This window comes from Variovorax sp. SG517, from assembly GCF_013376045.1.
GTDB lineage: Bacteria > Pseudomonadota > Gammaproteobacteria > Burkholderiales > Burkholderiaceae_C > Variovorax.
Genome location: NZ_JABMJG010000011.1, coordinates 246,398 through 261,678 on the forward strand (window position 1 = coordinate 246,398; position 15,281 = coordinate 261,678).

The following is a 15,281-nucleotide window of genomic DNA, read 5'->3' on the forward strand; positions in this document are numbered from 1 at the left end:
ACCTGGGGGTGGGCTTGATACTTCATACTTGTTACCAGAACGTTTCTGGAGGCAAGCTGTTCTTGATCCTGCCGATGTCGAACCCGATGCCCGTGGCCGCCGCCCGATGAAATCCTCCCCCAGCGCGCGCAGCTGGATTGCCGCCGGCGTGCGCCACGAACTTCTTACCCGCGCATTGCCCGCCCTGCGGCACGACATGGCCGCCCCGGTCTCGGTGATCCGCATGGCGCTGCTGATGCTCAAGCGGCAGATTGGCGCGCCCACCGTCGATGCCGCGGCCTGCGAGGAGCGGGTGGGGCTGATCGACAACCAGGTTTCGGAGCTGGTGGAAGCCATTCGTTCGCTGCGCGACTGGGAGCTGGCCACCGTCGACGACGGCATCACCCGCAGCGCGCTGGTGGCCCAGTGCGTGACGCTGATGCGCTCCGCCTTCGACCTGCACGGCGTGGCGCTGGAAACCGACGCTTCGCTGACCCCTTCCGACGACGAACACCGCTGGCCCGCCGCCGCGGCGCTGCGCTATCTGTTCCTTGGCGCGATGGGCTACCTGCACGACGGCGCGGACGAGGCCGGCACCATCCGCATCGAGGCCGATGGCGCGAACGCGCTGCGTCTCACGGCTTTGCCGCGCGAGCCCGGCGCCACCGAGGCCGTGCTCGACGCGCACCGCGCGCCGCGCGCGCTGGCCATCGATGCCGTGGCGCTGCAGAACCTCGCGGAAGACCTGGGCTACGCGGTGGCGCTCGATGCCGCCAGCGTGCGCCTGGTGCTCGCCACGCGGACCTGAGCTTTTCCGCTCTTTCTTCCGGCGGCTGCGGCGGTGCGTCGTTGCTCGCGCCGGTGCGCCTTCAGGAACGACAGCAGCCGGCGTTCCGCCGCATACAGCCCGCGCGACGGCCTCGCGGTGCGGCTGCCGCCGATCTTCTCGAACAGCGTGGCGGTGGCCTCGTCGCCGTCCGACAGCGCGCTGCCCAGCGCCAGCACGGCAGGGTGCACGTAGGCCTTCTTGCAGACCGCGGGCGTGTTGCCGAGTTGCTTCGCCACCGCGCCGAGGATGTCCTTGGCGCTGTAGCGGCTGCCGTCGGCGGCGGTGCGGCCGGGCTCGCAGGCCAGCCGGGTGAGTTCGAGCGCCTGCACCGTGCCGTGCCAGGTGCGGAAGTCCTTCGCGGTGAAGCGCTCGCCGCCGGATGCCTCGGCCAGGTAGTCGTTGACGTCGGTGGAGGAGACGCCGCGCAGTTCACCGGTCTTGCCATCGCCTTCCTCGTCCGCGTCGACGTACTGGAAGAGCGCCTGCCCTGGCAATTGCTGGCACTGCCGCACTATCTTTGCGACGCGCGGGTCGTCCAGCTGCGCCTCGTGCATCACGCCGCTCTTGCCGCGGAAGCGCAGCCTGAGCGCCTGTCCTTTCACCGCCGCATGCCGGTTGCGCAGCGTGGTGAGGCCGAAGGAGCCGTTGCTGCTCGCGTATTCCTCGTTTCCCACGCGCAGCAGCGTGGTGTCGAGCAGGCGCACCAGTGCCGCCAGCACCTGGGCGCGGCCGGGCGCCTTTCGGCCCGCAGGTAGTTGCAGGTCGCGCGCCACGCGGGCGCGGATGCCCGGCAGCGCGAGCGCGAAGGCCTCGAGGCGCTCGAACTTGGTCTCGTCCTGCATCGAGCGCCAGTCGGGGTGGTAGCGGTACTGCTTGCGCCCGCGCGCGTCGATGCCGGTGGCCTGCAGGTGGCCGTTGGGCAGCGGGCAGATCCACACCTGCGTGTAGGCCGGCGGAATCGCCAGCATGCGGATGCGCGAGAGTTCGTCCGCGTCGCGCACCCACCTGCCCTTGGCGTCGCGGTAGCGGAAACGGTCGCCGTGCTTCAGGCGGCGGATGCCGGGCATGTCGGGGTTCACGTAGACCAGGCCGTTGGCGATGGGCGTCGGCCTGGAGGGTGGCTTCGCGGGCGTGGAAGATGAAGCGGATGCGGAGAAAGCGGAGGAATGGGCCGGCATGGGGCTTGCGTGGTGGCGTTACACCGTGCTTTTGCCAGCACCGACAATCGCCGGTTGTAGGACGCCGCAGGCGCCGGCGGTGCGCCGGGCGCGCTTGCGGTGCCGGTCCTGCTGTTTTCTTTCTCACCGGGTTCCAGAATGAATTCTTTCAAGCCTTCCCTTTTCGCCGCCCGCTGGCTGGCCGTGCCCGCCGCGGCGCTGCTCTTCACGGCCTGCGCTTCCACTTCCACCACGACTGCCTCGACTCAGGCCCCGGCCGCGCCCGTGAAGGTCAAGGTCTTCGTCGCCGCCATGTTCGAGATCGGCAAGAACACCGGCGACCGTGCCGGCGAGTTCCAGTACTGGTACGAGCGCTACTGGAAGGACGCCAAGCCCATCGCCGTGCCCGGCGCGCTGCAGCCCGTGTATTGCAACGCCGACGGCGTGTGCGGCTCGGTGCTGGGCATGGGCAAGGTGAATTCGTCGTCGTCGATGCAGGCCATCCTGCTGAACCCGCAGTTCGACTTCTCGCAGAGCTACTACGTCATCTCGGGCGTGGCCGGCACACCGCCCTCGCGCGGCACCATCGGCGAGGTGAGCTGGGCGACGTGGCTGGTCGACTACGACCTCGGCCACCGCTGGGCGCCCGAGGAGAACAAGCCCGGCGAGCCCACCTTCATGCCGCGCAAGGGCTACGAGGAATACCGCCGCTTCAAGCTCAACCCCGACCTCGTGAGCTGGGCCATGAAGCTCTCGGCCGACACGCCCCTGAAGGACTCCGACTCGGCCCGCAAGTACCGCCTGCGCTACCCCGACGCCGCTGCGCGCCGCGCGCCCTTCGTCGGCACCGGCACCCACATGACTGGCGACACCTTCTTCCACGGCCCCGGCATGTCGAAGCAGGCGCAGTACATCGCCAAGCTCTACGGCGCCGACGACTACGTCATCACCGAGATGGAGGCGGCAGCCATCACCCTCGTCATCAAGCGCACCCACGGCACCGACCGCGTGATGAGCCTGCGCGGCGCCGTCAACTTCGACCAGGGCAACCCGAAGGAAACCACGCTGCAGCACCTCGACCCGGCACCGGGCGAGACGGCAGGCGGCTTCGCCGAGACGGTGGAGAACATCGAGCTGGTGGGCTCGCGCGTGGTCGATCACATCGTCGCGAACTGGACGAAGTGGTCGGGCGGGGTGCCGAAGCCCTGAGCGTGACGGACGATCCCGCCATGTGGCTGGCCGTGCAGAGCATCCGCTGCCTCTGGACGAAGGCCGGGCGCGATGCGGAGCAAGGCAGGCTGCGCAACCAGGCGCCGATGCGCCTGCCCCTCACCGGGCTCGAGGCGCAGTTGCTGCAGCCGCCCGTCGCGGGCGGCGTGCTGTGGCAGGAGATCTCGTTGCGTCCCGACGGCGGGGCGTTCGAAAACCAGCCTGTTGCGCTGGCCGCCTGGAAGTCATGGAATGCGCAGCAGCTGCGCGAGCAGGGTTATGAATGGCACGAGCACCGGGGCGGCATGGCCATCGGTTGGTGGCACGGCGACGCGGTGCGGCACACCGGTCAGCCGCAACCGCTGGGCGTCCTGCGGCCCGGCCAGTGGCTGCGCGTGGTGACGCACCGGCGCGCCAACGGCTGGGATTACTGGGCCTGGGAGAGGCGCGTGACCAACCTGATGTGCGTGGACCGCACGCATGCGCTCGACGTCTTCGCGAGCACGCCGCCGGTGCGCGTGCTCGACGAGGAGCCGCACCTCTACTGACTTTTACCGGACCGCGCCGGGCCGTCCTGGCTCCAGGTGCCACGTCACCGTGAAGTCGAACGGCGTCCAGCGGCTGACGGTCACGCCTGAGCGCCGCAGGCCGCGGCCGGTCCAGGTGTTGCAGGTCTCGAAGAGGTTGTAGCCGCCTTCGGCCTCGTAGAACGCATCCTGGTTGTCGTAGTGGGCGCCTGCGATGGGTGTGGCGCGGCCCGATGGCAGTGCGGCGCGCACGTAGGCCGCGAGCTGCGCGTACTGCGCCTGCGTGAGCGGCAGCGCGAAGGCGCCTTGCCCGAGCTGGCCGCGCCGCAGGTAGCTCACATGAAGCAGCGCGCGGTTGCCTCCGGCCAGGGCTCCGAGCGCGCGCGATGCGGTCAGGTCGGCCCAGGTGGGGGTGTTCAGGTAGAACTCGCGGTCGCCCCAGCCGATGGCGATGAATTCGGCGTCGGACGGCGGCGCCCTGAAGTCCTTCAACGGAAAGAGCTGAAGCCAGTCGACGGTGGCCGAGCGGATCGGGAACACGTAGTCGGTGTGCACGCCGTTGCTCAGCACCCAGGCCTGCACTTCTTCGGCGACCGCATTCTTCGGTGGTTCTGCGTTGGCGGGCCAGAGCACCAGCGCGCAGGCCGTGGCCACGTAGAGTCCCACGAGCATGACGAAGCCCAGCAGCGTGAAGACGATGCGCCGCAGCCAGCGTCCGAGCATCGCGCCCTCAGAAGAGCGAAGCGGTGGTCGCCACCGGTTCGGCCGCCGCGCGGTGCGTGCCGGCGCCGGCGGGCGCCAGCGCCTCGGGGCTGCCGGCCTTCGCCAGCGTGCCCACGCGCACGCCCAGCAGGCGCAGCGGGCGCTCCAGCGGCACGCGCTTCAGGCACAGGCCGCCGGTGTGGCGGATGGTCTTCGCGTCGTCGGTGAAGCGGTCGATGGTCTGGTCGCGCGTGGCGATCTTGAAGTCGTCGTAGCGCAGCTTGATGCCGATGGTCTTGCCCACGTAGCCCTTGCGCTGCAGGTCGGCGGCCACCTGCTCGCAAAGCCGGGTGAAGATCGCGCCCAGCTCGGCGCGGTCGCGCACCGCGTGCAGGTCGCGGTCGAAGGTGGTCTCGCGGCTCATCGACACGGGCTCGCTCTCGGTCACCACGGGGCGGTCGTCGCGGCCCCATGACACCTCGTGCATCCACGCGCCGGTGGCCTTGCCGAAGTTGGCGATGAGCCAGTCGCGGTCGCGCGCCGCGAGCTGGCCCACGGTCTCGATGCCGAAGCGCTTGAGCTTCTCGTCGGCCTTGGGGCCGATGCCGTTCACCTTGCGGCAGGGCAGGGGCCAGATGAGCTTCTCCAGGTCGTCCTCGTAGACGATCGAAATGCCGTTGGGCTTGTTGAACTCGCTCGCCATCTTGGCGATGAGCTTGTTGGGCGCCACGCCGATGGAGCATGTGAGCCCCGTGGCGTCGAAGATGGCCTTCTGCAGCAGCCGCGCCAGCGAGCGCCCGCCTTCGCGCTGGCCGCCGGGCACGTCGGTGAAGTCGATGTAGACCTCGTCCACGCCCCGGTCTTCCATGAGCGGCGCGACCTCCAGGATGATCTTCTTGAAGGCGCGCGAATAGCGCCGGTACTCGTCGAAGTCCACCGGCAGGATGATCGCCTGCGGGCACAGCTTGGCCGCCTTCATGAGCCCCATCGCCGAGCCCACGCCGAACTGGCGCGCGGGGTAGGTGGCGGTGGTGATCACGCCGCGGCCGGTGTAGTCCTTCAGCAGCGGAAAGGAGTCGACAGGAATGTCGGCCAGCGTGCCGCCCTCGGGCAGGTTGCGGATGGCCTCGTCCGCGCGCCGCCGTCCGCCGCCGATGACCACCGCCTTGCCCTTGAGCTGCGGATAGCGCAGCAGCTCGACGGACGCGTAGAAGGCGTCCATGTCGAGGTGCGCGATGCGGCGGATCTTCGGGGCCGATGGGGTCTGGGAGCTCACGGAAACAATTGTCTCGCGGCTGGGCGCCGCTTGCGCATGCGGGGCGATTCGCCGGCCCGGGTCAGCGCGTCTCCACCGTCACCAGCAGGGGCGAGTCGAACATCGCCACGGGGGAGATCACCGGTTCGTCCATCGGCACCTTGTCGCCGTAGCGCTCGCGCATCTTGGCGCGCACGGCCGGGTCGGTCAGGTTGAATTCGCGGATCTTCTGCAGCTCGCCGATGCGCACGCCGAGCGCGCGCTGATAGAGCTTCCACACGAGCTCGGAGCAGTAGATGCGCTGGTCGGACCACTCGAAGGTCAAGTCGTAGGGGCGGCCCTCGAAGTCGGAGGTGCGTGCGCGCAGTTTTGCCACCGCGGCCGGGGTCAGCAGCGTGCCGGCGTTGCGCAGCCGCTTGACCACGTAGTGTCCGCCGTTGCCGCGCGCCGTCCACTGCGCGAGCGGCGTGTAGCGCACGGTGGAGACCGCCTCGAACACGTAGGGCTTGCCGTCTTTCGTCAGCACGATGCCCATGTGGCTGTAGCGCGAGCCGGTCGCGCGCTGCACCGCGAGGCTCTGGGCCGAGCGCGAGGTGTGGAAGATGATGTCGCCGTCCTTCAGCTGCGTCGACGCGCGGGCAGCGCCGGCCAGGAGCAGAGACAGGGCGAGTGCGATGACTGCAGGGAGCCGGAATGTCATGGACGCGCATTGTGCTGCACGCCATGCGCGGCTGCTTCTACTCTTGCGGCGGGGCACTCTCGCCCGTATCCGGCGGCGCCATCTCGCGCATCAGGCGCTCCACCGCCTCGTCGTTCATCGGCTCGGCGGGCGCGAGCGCGGTTGGCGAGGTGCGCAGCCAGCGCGTGGTCTGGGGCAGCACCATCACCAGCGCGGTGACCGCGGCGAGCACCGCGAGATACGGCGCCAGCACCCGCGCGATTGCGGCCGCCGGCGGGCGCGGCTTCACCTGCCCGCGCGCCAGCACCAGCGCGTAGCCGAAGGGCGGCAGCAGGAAGCCGGCCTGCAGCACCAGCAGCGTGAGCGTGGCGATCCAGGCCGCGTCGTCCAGCTGCGCGAGCACCGGCGGCATGACGATGGGCACGATCAGGAAGATCAGCTCGAAGGCGTCGAGAACGAAGGCGAAGGCGAGCAGCACCGCCAGCACCACCGCGAGCCCGAGCATCGGATGCTGCTGCAGCGACAGCATCAGCCGCGCGATCAGCCCGTCGGTGCCGAAGCCGCGCAGCAGCAGCGAAAAGGTGGTGGCCGCCACCAGCAGCGCATAGAGCGCGCCGGTGAGCGCCATCGCGTCGTCGAGCACCTGCCACAGCACCGCGCGCGTGAGCTGGCGCGACACCAGTCCCCACGCCAGCAGCAGCACGCAGGCGGCAGCCGCGCCTTCCACCGCGCGCACCTTGCTGAGCGTGACCAGCACCAGCAGCCCTCCGATCAGCAGCGGCACCAGCAGCAAGGTCCAGCCCTCGCCGCGGCTCAGCGGCTCGCGCGGGGCAGCGTTTCGGGGCTTGTTGCGCGCGCCGAACCATGCCACGGCGAGCCAGCCGACCAGCAGCGCGACGGCAGGCACCAGCGCGGCCTGCAGGATGTCCTGCGTATTGACGACGCGGCTGGCGGCACTCGCCGAAGGCAGCGCCAGTTCGCGCGCCATGTTCAGGCCCTCGGTGTGGGCGCGCAGCATCGCGTCGCCGAGCAGCAGCAGCACCAGCGAGGGCGGCACGATCACCCCCAGCGTGCTGGTCACGGCCACGAGCGCGGTGCGCCGCGCTGCTGGCAGTCCCTCGCGCGCCCAGCCCTGGCCGGCGGTGCGCGCCAGCGTCAGCAGGCTGGCGCCCACCGAGCCGTTCATCGGCGCCAGCAGCAGCCCCAGCACCATGCCCGCCAGTTCCGGCGCTGCGCGCGGCGCGACGAAGGCCAGCAGCTTGCGCAGGCCGTTGTAAAGGTGGCCGGCCAGCGCCAGCCGGTTGAGCAGGGCGCCCACCAGTGCATAGAGCGCAAGCGCCTGCAGCAGGTCGTGCTCCAGCAGGCCGACGATGCGCCACGGCAGGTTCTGCAGCAGCGCCAGGTCGAAGGCGCCCAGCGCGAGGCCGGCCAGGGCGCCGACGGTGCATGTGCCCAGCAGCACGGCATAGGTCGGCCAGCCGGTGGTCATCATCAGCGCCAGGGCCAGCGCGAGCAGGGCGAGTCCGAGCCAGGGCATCTACGGGCCGGGTTGTCCGGGTTGCCCGGTGTCTTCGGGCGGGTCCGCCGGGCGCAGCTCCTGCCGGAGGTCGAGCGCGCTCTGCACCGCCAGCAGCGCGGCGAGCAGCAGCAGTGCCACCTTGATCATGAAGTAGCCGGGGTTGAATGTGTCGGGGAAGAGTTCGAGCGCCTCCACCGAGCGCATCACCGGCGCCGCGGCGGTGAAGACCAGGAACAGCGACCACGGCAGCACGCACAGCGCCGCGCCGATGCGGCGCAGGCGCGCGTGGCGCCCGGCGGTGGCGGCCGCCAGGTCGGGCCGGGCCACGAGGTGCGCGCCGCGTCGCCCGGCATGCCGCAGCGCCACCGCGACGTACAGCGCGAACAGCCACTGCGCCAGGTCGTTGGCCTGCGTCGGGCCGTTGCCGGAGCCGGCGAGGTCGCGCAGCGGCCATTGGGCGAAGAGCAGCAGCGCGATGGCGACGGCGAAGGTCATCGCCACGCGGTCGATCCAGTCGAGCCAGCGCGGCGCGGTCGAGCCGGATGGCTGCCCGGGGTCTACGGGGGGAGGGGTGTCTGCCGATGGCGTCATGCGCGGAAATCGTCTCCCCCGAACCTGACTGGCACCTGCGGGGCGGCGGGTCATTGCTTGCGCGCCGCAGCATGCCGGTGCCATCATGCGCGCCATGCAAACGGTCGCCTCCATCCTCTGGCGCAGGCTCGACGTACCGGGTCACGATGCCTGCCGCCTCGAACGCAATGCCTCGGCCTGGCAACTCGACGGAGCTGCCGTGTTCCGCCTGGAAGACGGCCGCATCGGCCAGCTGCACTACCGCGTGCGCTGCGACCTGCTATGGCACACCCAGTGGGGCACGGTGCGCGGATGGCTCGGCGACTCGGCGGTCGACCTGTCGATTGCCCGCGATGCGCGCGGCCACTGGAAGCTCAACGACGAGCCCGTGTCCGACCTCTCGCACTGCATCGACCTCGACCTGGGCTTCACGCCCGCCACCAACCTGCTGCAGCTGCGCCGCCTGGGCCTCGCGAAAGGCGAGGGTGCCGATGCCCCCGCGGCGTGGCTCGACATCGACGGCGGCGGCGTGCTCAGCGAACTGATGCAGCGCTACGAGCGGCGCAGCGAGAGCGAATACGCCTACGAGGCGAAGCGCTTCGACTACGCGGCCACGCTGAGCGTGACGGCCGACAGCTTCGTCAGCGACTACCCCCGGCTCTGGGTGGCCGAGAAGTAGTCGGCCAGGCACCGCATTCAGTCGAACTGCGACCGGTCGCCCGCGACCAACTCCCGGTTGCGCCGCCGGTCCTGTGCAATCTCGTACGCGAAGGCGTCGCTGCCGCCACCCGCCGGCAGGTTGTAGGCCGCGCGCAGCCGCGAGCGCACTGCGTCGCTTTCGAGCACGCGGTTGATCTCCGCGTTGAGCATCTGCACCACCGCGACCGGCGTGCGTGCCGGCGCGAAGATGCCGAAGAGCGAATCGCGGTTGGCCTTCTCGAAGCCCAGTTCCGCGAGCGTGGGCACTCCGGGCAGCGCCTCGATGCGTGCGGGCGCGCCCACGGCCAGCGCCTGGAAGCGGCCGCCTTCGATGTACTGCAGCTGCTGCGCGGCGACGTTGGTGGAGAGCACTTCGAACTGGCCGCTGAGCGCATCGTTGAGCTGCGGGCCGCCGCCCTGGTAAGGGATGTGCGTGATCTCGGTGCCGCTTTGCACGCGCACCTGCGCGAGCACCAGGTGGCCGATGGTGGCGACGCCCGAAGTGGCCCAGCGCACTTCGCCGGGCTGCCTGCGCGCCTGCGCGATCAGCTCGCTGAAGCCGCGGCCGGTGAAGGCGGGCGTGCCCACCACCAGCACCGGCGTGCGCATCACGCTGGCCACGGGCATGAAGGCACGCATCGGGTCGTAGGGAACGCGCGCGAGCAGCGGGTGCAGCGTGAGCGGGCTGATGGCGGAGAAGGCCAGCGTGCTGCCGTCGGGGGCCGAACGGGCGAGCGAGTCCATGCCCAAGCTGCCGCCGGCGCCGGGGCGGTTCTCGATGATCACCGGCACGCCGAGCGAACGTGCGAGCGGCTCGGCCAGCACGCGCGCCATGCCGTCGCTCACGCCGCCGGGCGGGTAGACCACGATCAGGCGGACCGGCTTGTTCGGCCGCTGGGCGGGCGCCGCGCGCAGCACGCCCGGCAATGCGCAGGCCGCCGCCAGCAGGGTGCCGGCGCGCTGCAGCAGTTGGCGGCGGCCCGGCCGTGTCATGAGCCGGCGTTCTCCTGCGCCAGCCGGCGCAGCAGCGCCGCGAAATTCAGCGCGGGCAGGTTGTCTTCCTCCGCACGTGAGACCAGCGTGAGCGGCGCGTCGAGCTGGCCGCCGTCGGCCAGCCGCGCATAGGCGATGGCGTGCGCGTGCACGCCGTGCATCGACGCCGGCACCACCGAGAGGCCGACGCCCGCGGCCACGAGATTGAGGTTGGTCATCATTCGATCGACTTCGGCCACCACGCGCGGGCGCAGCCCCTTGGCGTGGCACAGCGCGAGCAGGTCGGCATAGAGGCCCGGCGCGCCCGGGCGCCGCACGAGGATGATGCCTTCCTCGCAAAGCCTGGCGAGCGGCAGCGCCCGCGAGTCCTTGTCGCGGCCGCGGGCAAGGCGGTGGTCGCTGGGCATGGCGACCAGCACCGGCTCGCGCAGCAGCGTCTCGAACAGCAGCCCCTCGGGCCGCGCGACCGGCACGCGCAGCAGGCCGCAGTGAAGGCGTCCGGCGGCCAGTGCCTCGGTGAGTTCGGCCGCGTTGTCTTCGCGCAGCTGCAGCTCGACCTCGGGGTAGGCACGGCGGAATTCGCGCAGTGCGTCGGGCATGAAGCGGTGCGCCGCCGCCGAGCTGGTGAAGCCCACCGCGAGCCTGCCGGCCTGGCCCTTGGCAACGCGGGTCATGCGCTGCTTCATCGCATCCATGTCCTGCAGCATGCGCAGCGCCTCGGCCTGGAACAGCCGGCCCGCGTCGGTGAGCGCCACGCCGCGCGGATGGCGGCGGAACAGCAGCACGCCCAACTCGCGTTCGAGCGCCTTGATCTGCAGGCTCAGCGGCGGCTGCTGGATGCCCAGCCGCTCGGCCGCGCGCGTCATGTGGCCGGTCTCGGCGACGGCGGCGAAGTAGCGCAGTGCTCGTATGTCCATATGTTTTTGATATGAAAAGTGCCTTGTTATTTTATTTGACCCTAGGTCACACCGAATCTATCTTCCGGCCGCCCATTCAAGAACAAGCGGTCCAACGAGGCCGCATGCCGGAGACAAGTCCATGCGCAAAGAGCGCCCTGCATCGAAGTTCCTCGCCGTCGCCAGCGCGATCGGCATCTCATTGGTCCTGGCCGCATGCGGCGGCGGAGGCGGGGGAGGAGGCGGCGGCTTCGCCTTCCTGCCCCCGACCAGCACGCTGCCCGCCGGCGTGGGCGACAACCCACCGGCAGGCGACCCGCCCGACAACACGCCGCCTCCGCCGGTGCAGCCGGTCGCATCCTGCGCCGACCTCGCAGGCCGGAGCCTGCCAGCCTCGCTGATCAGCCTGCCCACGCAGGGCGCCACCGTCACCAGCGCCACGCCCGTCGCCGCGAGCGACGCGGGCAACACGCTCGGCGACTACTGCCGCGTGCGCGGCACCATCCAGCCGGTCGATGCGAATTCGCAGTCCATCAACTTCGCGGTCAACCTGCCCGAGAAGTGGAACCGGAAGACCATCCATTTCGGCGGCGGCGGCTTCGACGGCGTGCTGATCGACGGCACCGAGGTCATCCGCTTCGGCCCCGCCGGCAAGCCCGCGCCGCTCGCGCTGGGCTACGCCACCTACGGCGACGATTCGGGCCACCAGTCGGGCAGCATCACCGACGGCAAGTTCGCGGCCAACGACGAGCAGCTCGCCAACTACGGCGGCAACTCGCTCAAGAAGACGCGCGACGTGGCGCAGGCCCTGGTGCTCGCGCGCTACGGCGTGGCGCCGAAGCACGCCTACTTCCTGGGCACCTCCACCGGCGGGCGCGATGCGCTGAGCTACATCCAGCGCTGGCCGCTCGACTACGACGGCGTGATCGCCAACGAGCCCGCGCTCAACTACACCGGCACGCGCCTGTCGAACGTGGCCGTGGGCCGCGCGCTTTACAACAACGGCGGCGCCGGCTGGATGGACCTGAGCGAGACGCTGATGGTGCAGAAGGCAGCGATGCAGGCCTGCGACAAGCTCGACGGCGCAGCCGACAACATCGTGAGCAACGTCGAGAGCTGCCGCCAGCTCAACGCGCAGATCCTGGCCTCGCTGACCTGCCCCGGCGGCACGAAGACGGCAAAGACCTGCCTGTCGGACGCGCAGATCGACACCGTGCGCGCCATCGAGTCGCCGCTGGATTTCACGACCTACTCGCTGGCCAACGGCGTGAAGCGCGCGGGCGGCTACAACCTGCTCGAAGGCGCGCTGGTGGCCGGCCCCTTCACCACGCGCGACCTCGGCACGCGCAAGGTGCCCGGCAACCCCGCCACGTCGGCCGACGCCAACATGTACGTCACCGGCGACCAGTGGGTGAAGTTCTTCGTCACGCGCATCGCCGACTTCGACACGCTGGGCTTCGATCCGCTGAACCCTGGCAGCTACGCGGCGCGCGTGACCGAGGTATCGAACCTCACGGACGCCACCAACCCGAACCTCGCGCCCTTCTTCGCGCACGGCGGCCGGCTCATCATGCTGCACGGCCTGGCCGACGAGGTGATCAGCCCGAACTCGACCATCAACTACTACAGGCAACTCGTCGCGACGCTGGGGCAGGCCTCGGTCGACCGGAGCGTGCGCTTCTACACCGTGCCCGGCATGGGCCACGGCACCGGCAGCTTCATTCCCAACTGGGACTCGCTGGCCGCGCTCGAAGGCTGGGTGGAGAACGGCCTCGCGCCCGCCACCGGCGTTGCGGTCGACGCGGTGGCCGGCACCTACGGCCGCACGCGTCCGCTGTGCCTGTTCCCGGCCTGGCCCAAGTACCGCGGCAGCGGCAGCCTCGACGCAGCCGTCAACTACAGCTGCGTGACGGAGGTCGGCGACCCGCTGGCCTGCCCGAACCTGCCCGCGGCCGTGACCACCTACAAGGGCGGCGACAGCTTCGGCGAGGAACTGCGGGTGCAGATCGATCCGGCCACCATGGCCTACACGGTGACCATCGACGCGAGCGCGCAGGACGGCCGAAAGGATCTTCAGCGCTCGGGCAATCTGGTTTCGCAAGGGCTGTGCAGCTACGCCAGCAGCGAGAGCGGCGCGGTCTTCACCTTCGCGGCGGGCGGCGTGCTGGCGGGAGGCGTCAGCGCACCGGTGGGAAGCGGCTTCGCGCCACTGCTCGCGTTTCAGAACACGTTCGAGAACGCCGCGAGTCCCGCGACTTTCAATCCGGTCGCTTTCGAAGGCAATGTCGCGGGTGTGCAGCAGGACACCACGGGACCGGCGACGGTCACATCCGCCCAGAGGTTCGCGGTGAAGCTGCGCAATGCGGGCACCTTCCAGTACTGCCGTGATCCCGTCCAGGGCTTCATGCTCTATGTTGCAAGCTGCGCGAGTCCCGAAAAGGGCTACCTCACCTACAACGCGACTCGCAATGCCTTCGACGTGCATACCACCGACCCGAACGGCTCTGCGACGAGCACCGGAGGTGTGATCACCGGCTCGATGGTGATCGGTCTGGTCAATGGCAAGCCTGTGCCTCTGCACCTCGTGCGCGAGTCCAAAGCCAACGCGGGCCTGCGCATGTTCGCTCCGCAGACGCCCCTGGCGCCGGGCGTCGCCGACGGCACCTACGCCGTGTCCGGTGTGGATGGGCGCAACCGCGAAGCCATGGTGGCGGGCTCCAGCTTCAATCTCGGCGGGGCGGCAGCGAACCTGAGCTACGACGTGCCCGTGCTCGGTGTGGCACAGGCCGATGTCGGCCGCCCTGGCAATTTCATATTCAACGGCGGCGTTCTTGCCTTCGTCACGGCCGACGGAGTCAACGCCGCACTGGAACTTGGAGTGCGTCATTGAAAAAAACTCTGTCCCGCCTTGCCGCATCAACGGCCTTCGCGCTTCTCGCTGCGGCATCCGGCATGCATGCACAGGCCGCGCCCTCCGGCCCGAAGCCCGCAGCCTGTCCCTCGCCCGTGCCCGAATCGGCACGCTGCTTCACCGGTGAAGACGGCGCCGGCTCCTTCTACTGGATCGCGATCCCGAAGGATTGGGTGAAGGACGCCGGCCGCGTTCTCGTGATGCACGCCCACGGCGGTCCCGAGACCGGACCGCCCAAGCTGGAGCGCAGCGAGGAAGACCTCAAGCGCTGGGCCGTCACCGTGAAGGCCGGCTATGCATGGGCCGCCTCCACCTACCGGCGCGGCGGCTACGGCGTGACCATGGCGGCGGAAGACACCGAGCGCCTGCGCCGGATCTTCGTGCGCCATTTCGGCCAGCCGCACCGCACGCTGTTGCACGGCCAGAGCTACGGCGCGGGCGTGGCGGCGAAGGCGGCGGAGCTCTATGCGCCGGCCGGCGGCGCGAAGTCTTCTTACGACGGCCTGCTGCTCACCAGCGGCGTGCTCGGTGGCGGCAACAGCGCCTACGACTTCCGGCTCGACCTGCGCGTGGTCTACCAGCATGTCTGCCGCAACCATCCGCGCCCCGACGAACCGCAGTACCCGCTGTGGATGGGCCTGCCGCTCGATTCGAAGCTCACGCGCGCCGACCTCGCCGCCCGCGTGAAGGAGTGCACCGGCGTCGGCCTGCCCGCAGCGCAGCGCACGCCCGAGCAGGCGGCGCGGCTGAAGACCATTCTTTCGGTCGTGAAGATCCAGGAGCGCTCGCTGCTGGGCCATCTCGCGTGGGCGACATGGCTGTTCCAGGACCTGGTGCAGAAGCGTCTGGAGGGCCGCAACCCCTTCGGCAACATCGGCGTGGTCTACAGCGGCTCGGCCGACGACGCGGCGCTCAATGCCGGTGTGCTGCGCTATGCGGCCGACCCGCAGGCCAAGGGCGCGCTCGCGGCCGACAGCCAGCCCACCGGCCGCACCGCGTTGCCCACCGTGGGCCTGCATGCCATCGACGACCCGACTGCCTTCGTCGAACTCGAGAACTCCTACCGCCGCATCCGCGACGCGGCCGGCACCGGCGACCTGCTGGTTCAGAGTTTCAGCAGCGAGCGAGAGCACAGCTATTTGAGCGATTCGGAATACCCCGCGCTCTTCGCCGCGCTGCTCGACTGGATCGACAAGGGCGAGAAGCCCACGCCCGAGGGCCTCGCGCAGCGCTGCAAGGCGCTGATGCCGCGCTACGACACCGACGGCAAGAACGGCTGCCACATCCAGCCCGCATGGCAGCCGCCCGCGCTGGAAAGCCGCGTGCCGGCGCGCGCACCCTGAACCATTTCTCAAG

The 15,281-nt window shown here is 70.1% G+C and carries 14 protein-coding genes; 6 read left to right on the top strand and 8 right to left on the bottom strand.

All coding sequences use genetic code 11. The annotated features are described in order from the left end of the window. The first annotated feature begins 106 nt into the window (after window positions 1-106). Window positions 107-787 carry a hypothetical protein gene (locus FHT32_RS29505; RefSeq protein WP_176668101.1) on the top strand — a complete coding sequence of 227 codons (681 nt, stop codon included), beginning with the start codon at window positions 107-109 and terminating at the stop codon, window positions 785-787. Here the strand turns inward: FHT32_RS29505 and FHT32_RS29510 are convergent. Further along, window positions 730-1,986 carry a DNA topoisomerase IB gene (locus FHT32_RS29510; protein WP_176668102.1) on the bottom strand — a complete coding sequence of 419 codons (1,257 nt, stop codon included), beginning with the start codon at window positions 1,984-1,986 and terminating at the stop codon, window positions 730-732. The two genes, FHT32_RS29505 and FHT32_RS29510, sit on opposite strands and share 58 nt — an antisense overlap. Before the next feature lie 138 nt (window positions 1,987-2,124). Here FHT32_RS29510 and FHT32_RS29515 point away from each other — a divergent pair, with 138 nt between their 5' ends. Both FHT32_RS29515 and FHT32_RS29520 read left to right on the top strand, forming a co-directional pair. Beyond that, a complete protein-coding gene (locus FHT32_RS29515) occupies window positions 2,125-3,174 on the top strand; it encodes a purine nucleoside permease (protein WP_176668103.1) in 1,050 nt (349 codons plus the stop codon). Window positions 3,175-3,176: 2 nt separating this feature from the next. Then, entirely contained in the window at window positions 3,177-3,722 is a 546-nt protein-coding gene (locus FHT32_RS29520; protein WP_176668104.1) for a hypothetical protein, read from the top strand. 3 nt (window positions 3,723-3,725) lie between these two features. On the opposite strand, the gene FHT32_RS29525 is transcribed toward FHT32_RS29520, so the two are convergent. From FHT32_RS29525 to FHT32_RS29545, 5 genes are all read right to left on the bottom strand, one after another. Continuing rightward, on the bottom strand, window positions 3,726-4,424 hold the full coding sequence (locus FHT32_RS29525) for a TIGR02117 family protein (RefSeq protein ID WP_176668105.1): 699 nt from the start codon (window positions 4,422-4,424) through the stop codon (window positions 3,726-3,728). 7 nt (window positions 4,425-4,431) lie between these two features. Then, window positions 4,432-5,625 carry a DNA polymerase IV gene (dinB, locus tag FHT32_RS29530; RefSeq protein WP_218088475.1) on the bottom strand — a complete coding sequence of 398 codons (1,194 nt, stop codon included), beginning with the start codon at window positions 5,623-5,625 and terminating at the stop codon, window positions 4,432-4,434. Between the two features lie 115 nt (window positions 5,626-5,740). Continuing rightward, window positions 5,741-6,358: a YiiX family permuted papain-like enzyme gene (locus FHT32_RS29535; RefSeq protein WP_176668107.1), complete on the bottom strand. Its 618-nt coding sequence runs from the start codon at window positions 6,356-6,358 to the stop codon at window positions 5,741-5,743. 37 nt (window positions 6,359-6,395) lie between these two features. Then, the gene (locus FHT32_RS29540; protein ID WP_176668108.1) at window positions 6,396-7,874 is read right to left on the bottom strand and encodes a TRAP transporter large permease subunit; all 1,479 of its coding nucleotides are present in this window, start codon (window positions 7,872-7,874) and stop codon (window positions 6,396-6,398) included. Continuing rightward, window positions 7,875-8,447 carry a C4-dicarboxylate ABC transporter substrate-binding protein gene (locus FHT32_RS29545; RefSeq protein ID WP_256099212.1) on the bottom strand — a complete coding sequence of 191 codons (573 nt, stop codon included), beginning with the start codon at window positions 8,445-8,447 and terminating at the stop codon, window positions 7,875-7,877. It abuts the gene before it with no gap. An 85-nt stretch (window positions 8,448-8,532) separates the two neighbouring features. Here FHT32_RS29545 and FHT32_RS29550 point away from each other — a divergent pair, with 85 nt between their 5' ends. Continuing rightward, complete coding sequence (locus FHT32_RS29550; protein WP_256099213.1) at window positions 8,533-9,105, top strand: putative glycolipid-binding domain-containing protein; 573 nt, start codon at window positions 8,533-8,535, stop codon at window positions 9,103-9,105. A 17-nt stretch (window positions 9,106-9,122) separates the two neighbouring features. Here the strand turns inward: FHT32_RS29550 and FHT32_RS29555 are convergent, their stop codons facing one another. Continuing rightward, entirely contained in the window at window positions 9,123-10,118 is a 996-nt protein-coding gene (locus tag FHT32_RS29555) for a tripartite tricarboxylate transporter substrate binding protein (RefSeq protein WP_176668109.1), read from the bottom strand. After that, window positions 10,115-11,035 (bottom strand): LysR family transcriptional regulator, encoded by a 921-nt coding sequence (locus tag FHT32_RS29560; RefSeq protein ID WP_176668110.1) that lies wholly within the window; start codon window positions 11,033-11,035, stop codon window positions 10,115-10,117. The genes FHT32_RS29555 and FHT32_RS29560 overlap by 4 nt, the downstream gene beginning before the upstream one ends. Before the next feature lie 121 nt (window positions 11,036-11,156). Between FHT32_RS29560 and FHT32_RS29565 the strand changes: the two genes are divergently transcribed. Both FHT32_RS29565 and FHT32_RS29570 read left to right on the top strand, forming a co-directional pair. Continuing rightward, entirely contained in the window at window positions 11,157-13,904 is a 2,748-nt protein-coding gene (locus tag FHT32_RS29565) for a tannase/feruloyl esterase family alpha/beta hydrolase (RefSeq protein ID WP_176668111.1), read from the top strand. Next, window positions 13,901-15,268, top strand: a complete 1,368-nt coding sequence (locus tag FHT32_RS29570; protein ID WP_176668112.1) for a hypothetical protein — start codon at window positions 13,901-13,903, stop codon at window positions 15,266-15,268. Before FHT32_RS29565 ends, FHT32_RS29570 begins: the two co-directional genes overlap by 4 nt. Window positions 15,269-15,281: the final 13 nt, after the last annotated feature.

Excerpts from the sequence above, each read along its gene's own strand:
- FHT32_RS29560 (WP_176668110.1), bottom strand. The coding sequence starts at position 11,035 with ATGGACATACGAGCACTGCGCTACTTCGCCGCCGTCGCCGAGACCGGC.
- FHT32_RS29550 (WP_256099213.1), top strand. The coding sequence starts at position 8,533 with ATGCGCGCCATGCAAACGGTCGCCTCCATCCTCTGGCGCAGGCTCGAC.
- FHT32_RS29555 (WP_176668109.1), bottom strand. The coding sequence starts at position 10,118 with ATGACACGGCCGGGCCGCCGCCAACTGCTGCAGCGCGCCGGCACCCTG.
- FHT32_RS29535 (WP_176668107.1), bottom strand. The coding sequence starts at position 6,358 with ATGACATTCCGGCTCCCTGCAGTCATCGCACTCGCCCTGTCTCTGCTC.
- FHT32_RS29540 (WP_176668108.1), bottom strand. The coding sequence starts at position 7,874 with ATGCCCTGGCTCGGACTCGCCCTGCTCGCGCTGGCCCTGGCGCTGATG.
- FHT32_RS29565 (WP_176668111.1), top strand. The coding sequence starts at position 11,157 with ATGCGCAAAGAGCGCCCTGCATCGAAGTTCCTCGCCGTCGCCAGCGCG.
- FHT32_RS29505 (WP_176668101.1), top strand. The coding sequence starts at position 107 with ATGAAATCCTCCCCCAGCGCGCGCAGCTGGATTGCCGCCGGCGTGCGC.
- dinB (WP_218088475.1), bottom strand. The coding sequence starts at position 5,625 with ATGGACGCCTTCTACGCGTCCGTCGAGCTGCTGCGCTATCCGCAGCTC.
- FHT32_RS29525 (WP_176668105.1), bottom strand. The coding sequence starts at position 4,424 with ATGCTCGGACGCTGGCTGCGGCGCATCGTCTTCACGCTGCTGGGCTTC.
- FHT32_RS29515 (WP_176668103.1), top strand. The coding sequence starts at position 2,125 with ATGAATTCTTTCAAGCCTTCCCTTTTCGCCGCCCGCTGGCTGGCCGTG.
- FHT32_RS29545 (WP_256099212.1), bottom strand. The coding sequence starts at position 8,447 with ATGACGCCATCGGCAGACACCCCTCCCCCCGTAGACCCCGGGCAGCCA.
- FHT32_RS29510 (WP_176668102.1), bottom strand. The coding sequence starts at position 1,986 with ATGCCGGCCCATTCCTCCGCTTTCTCCGCATCCGCTTCATCTTCCACG.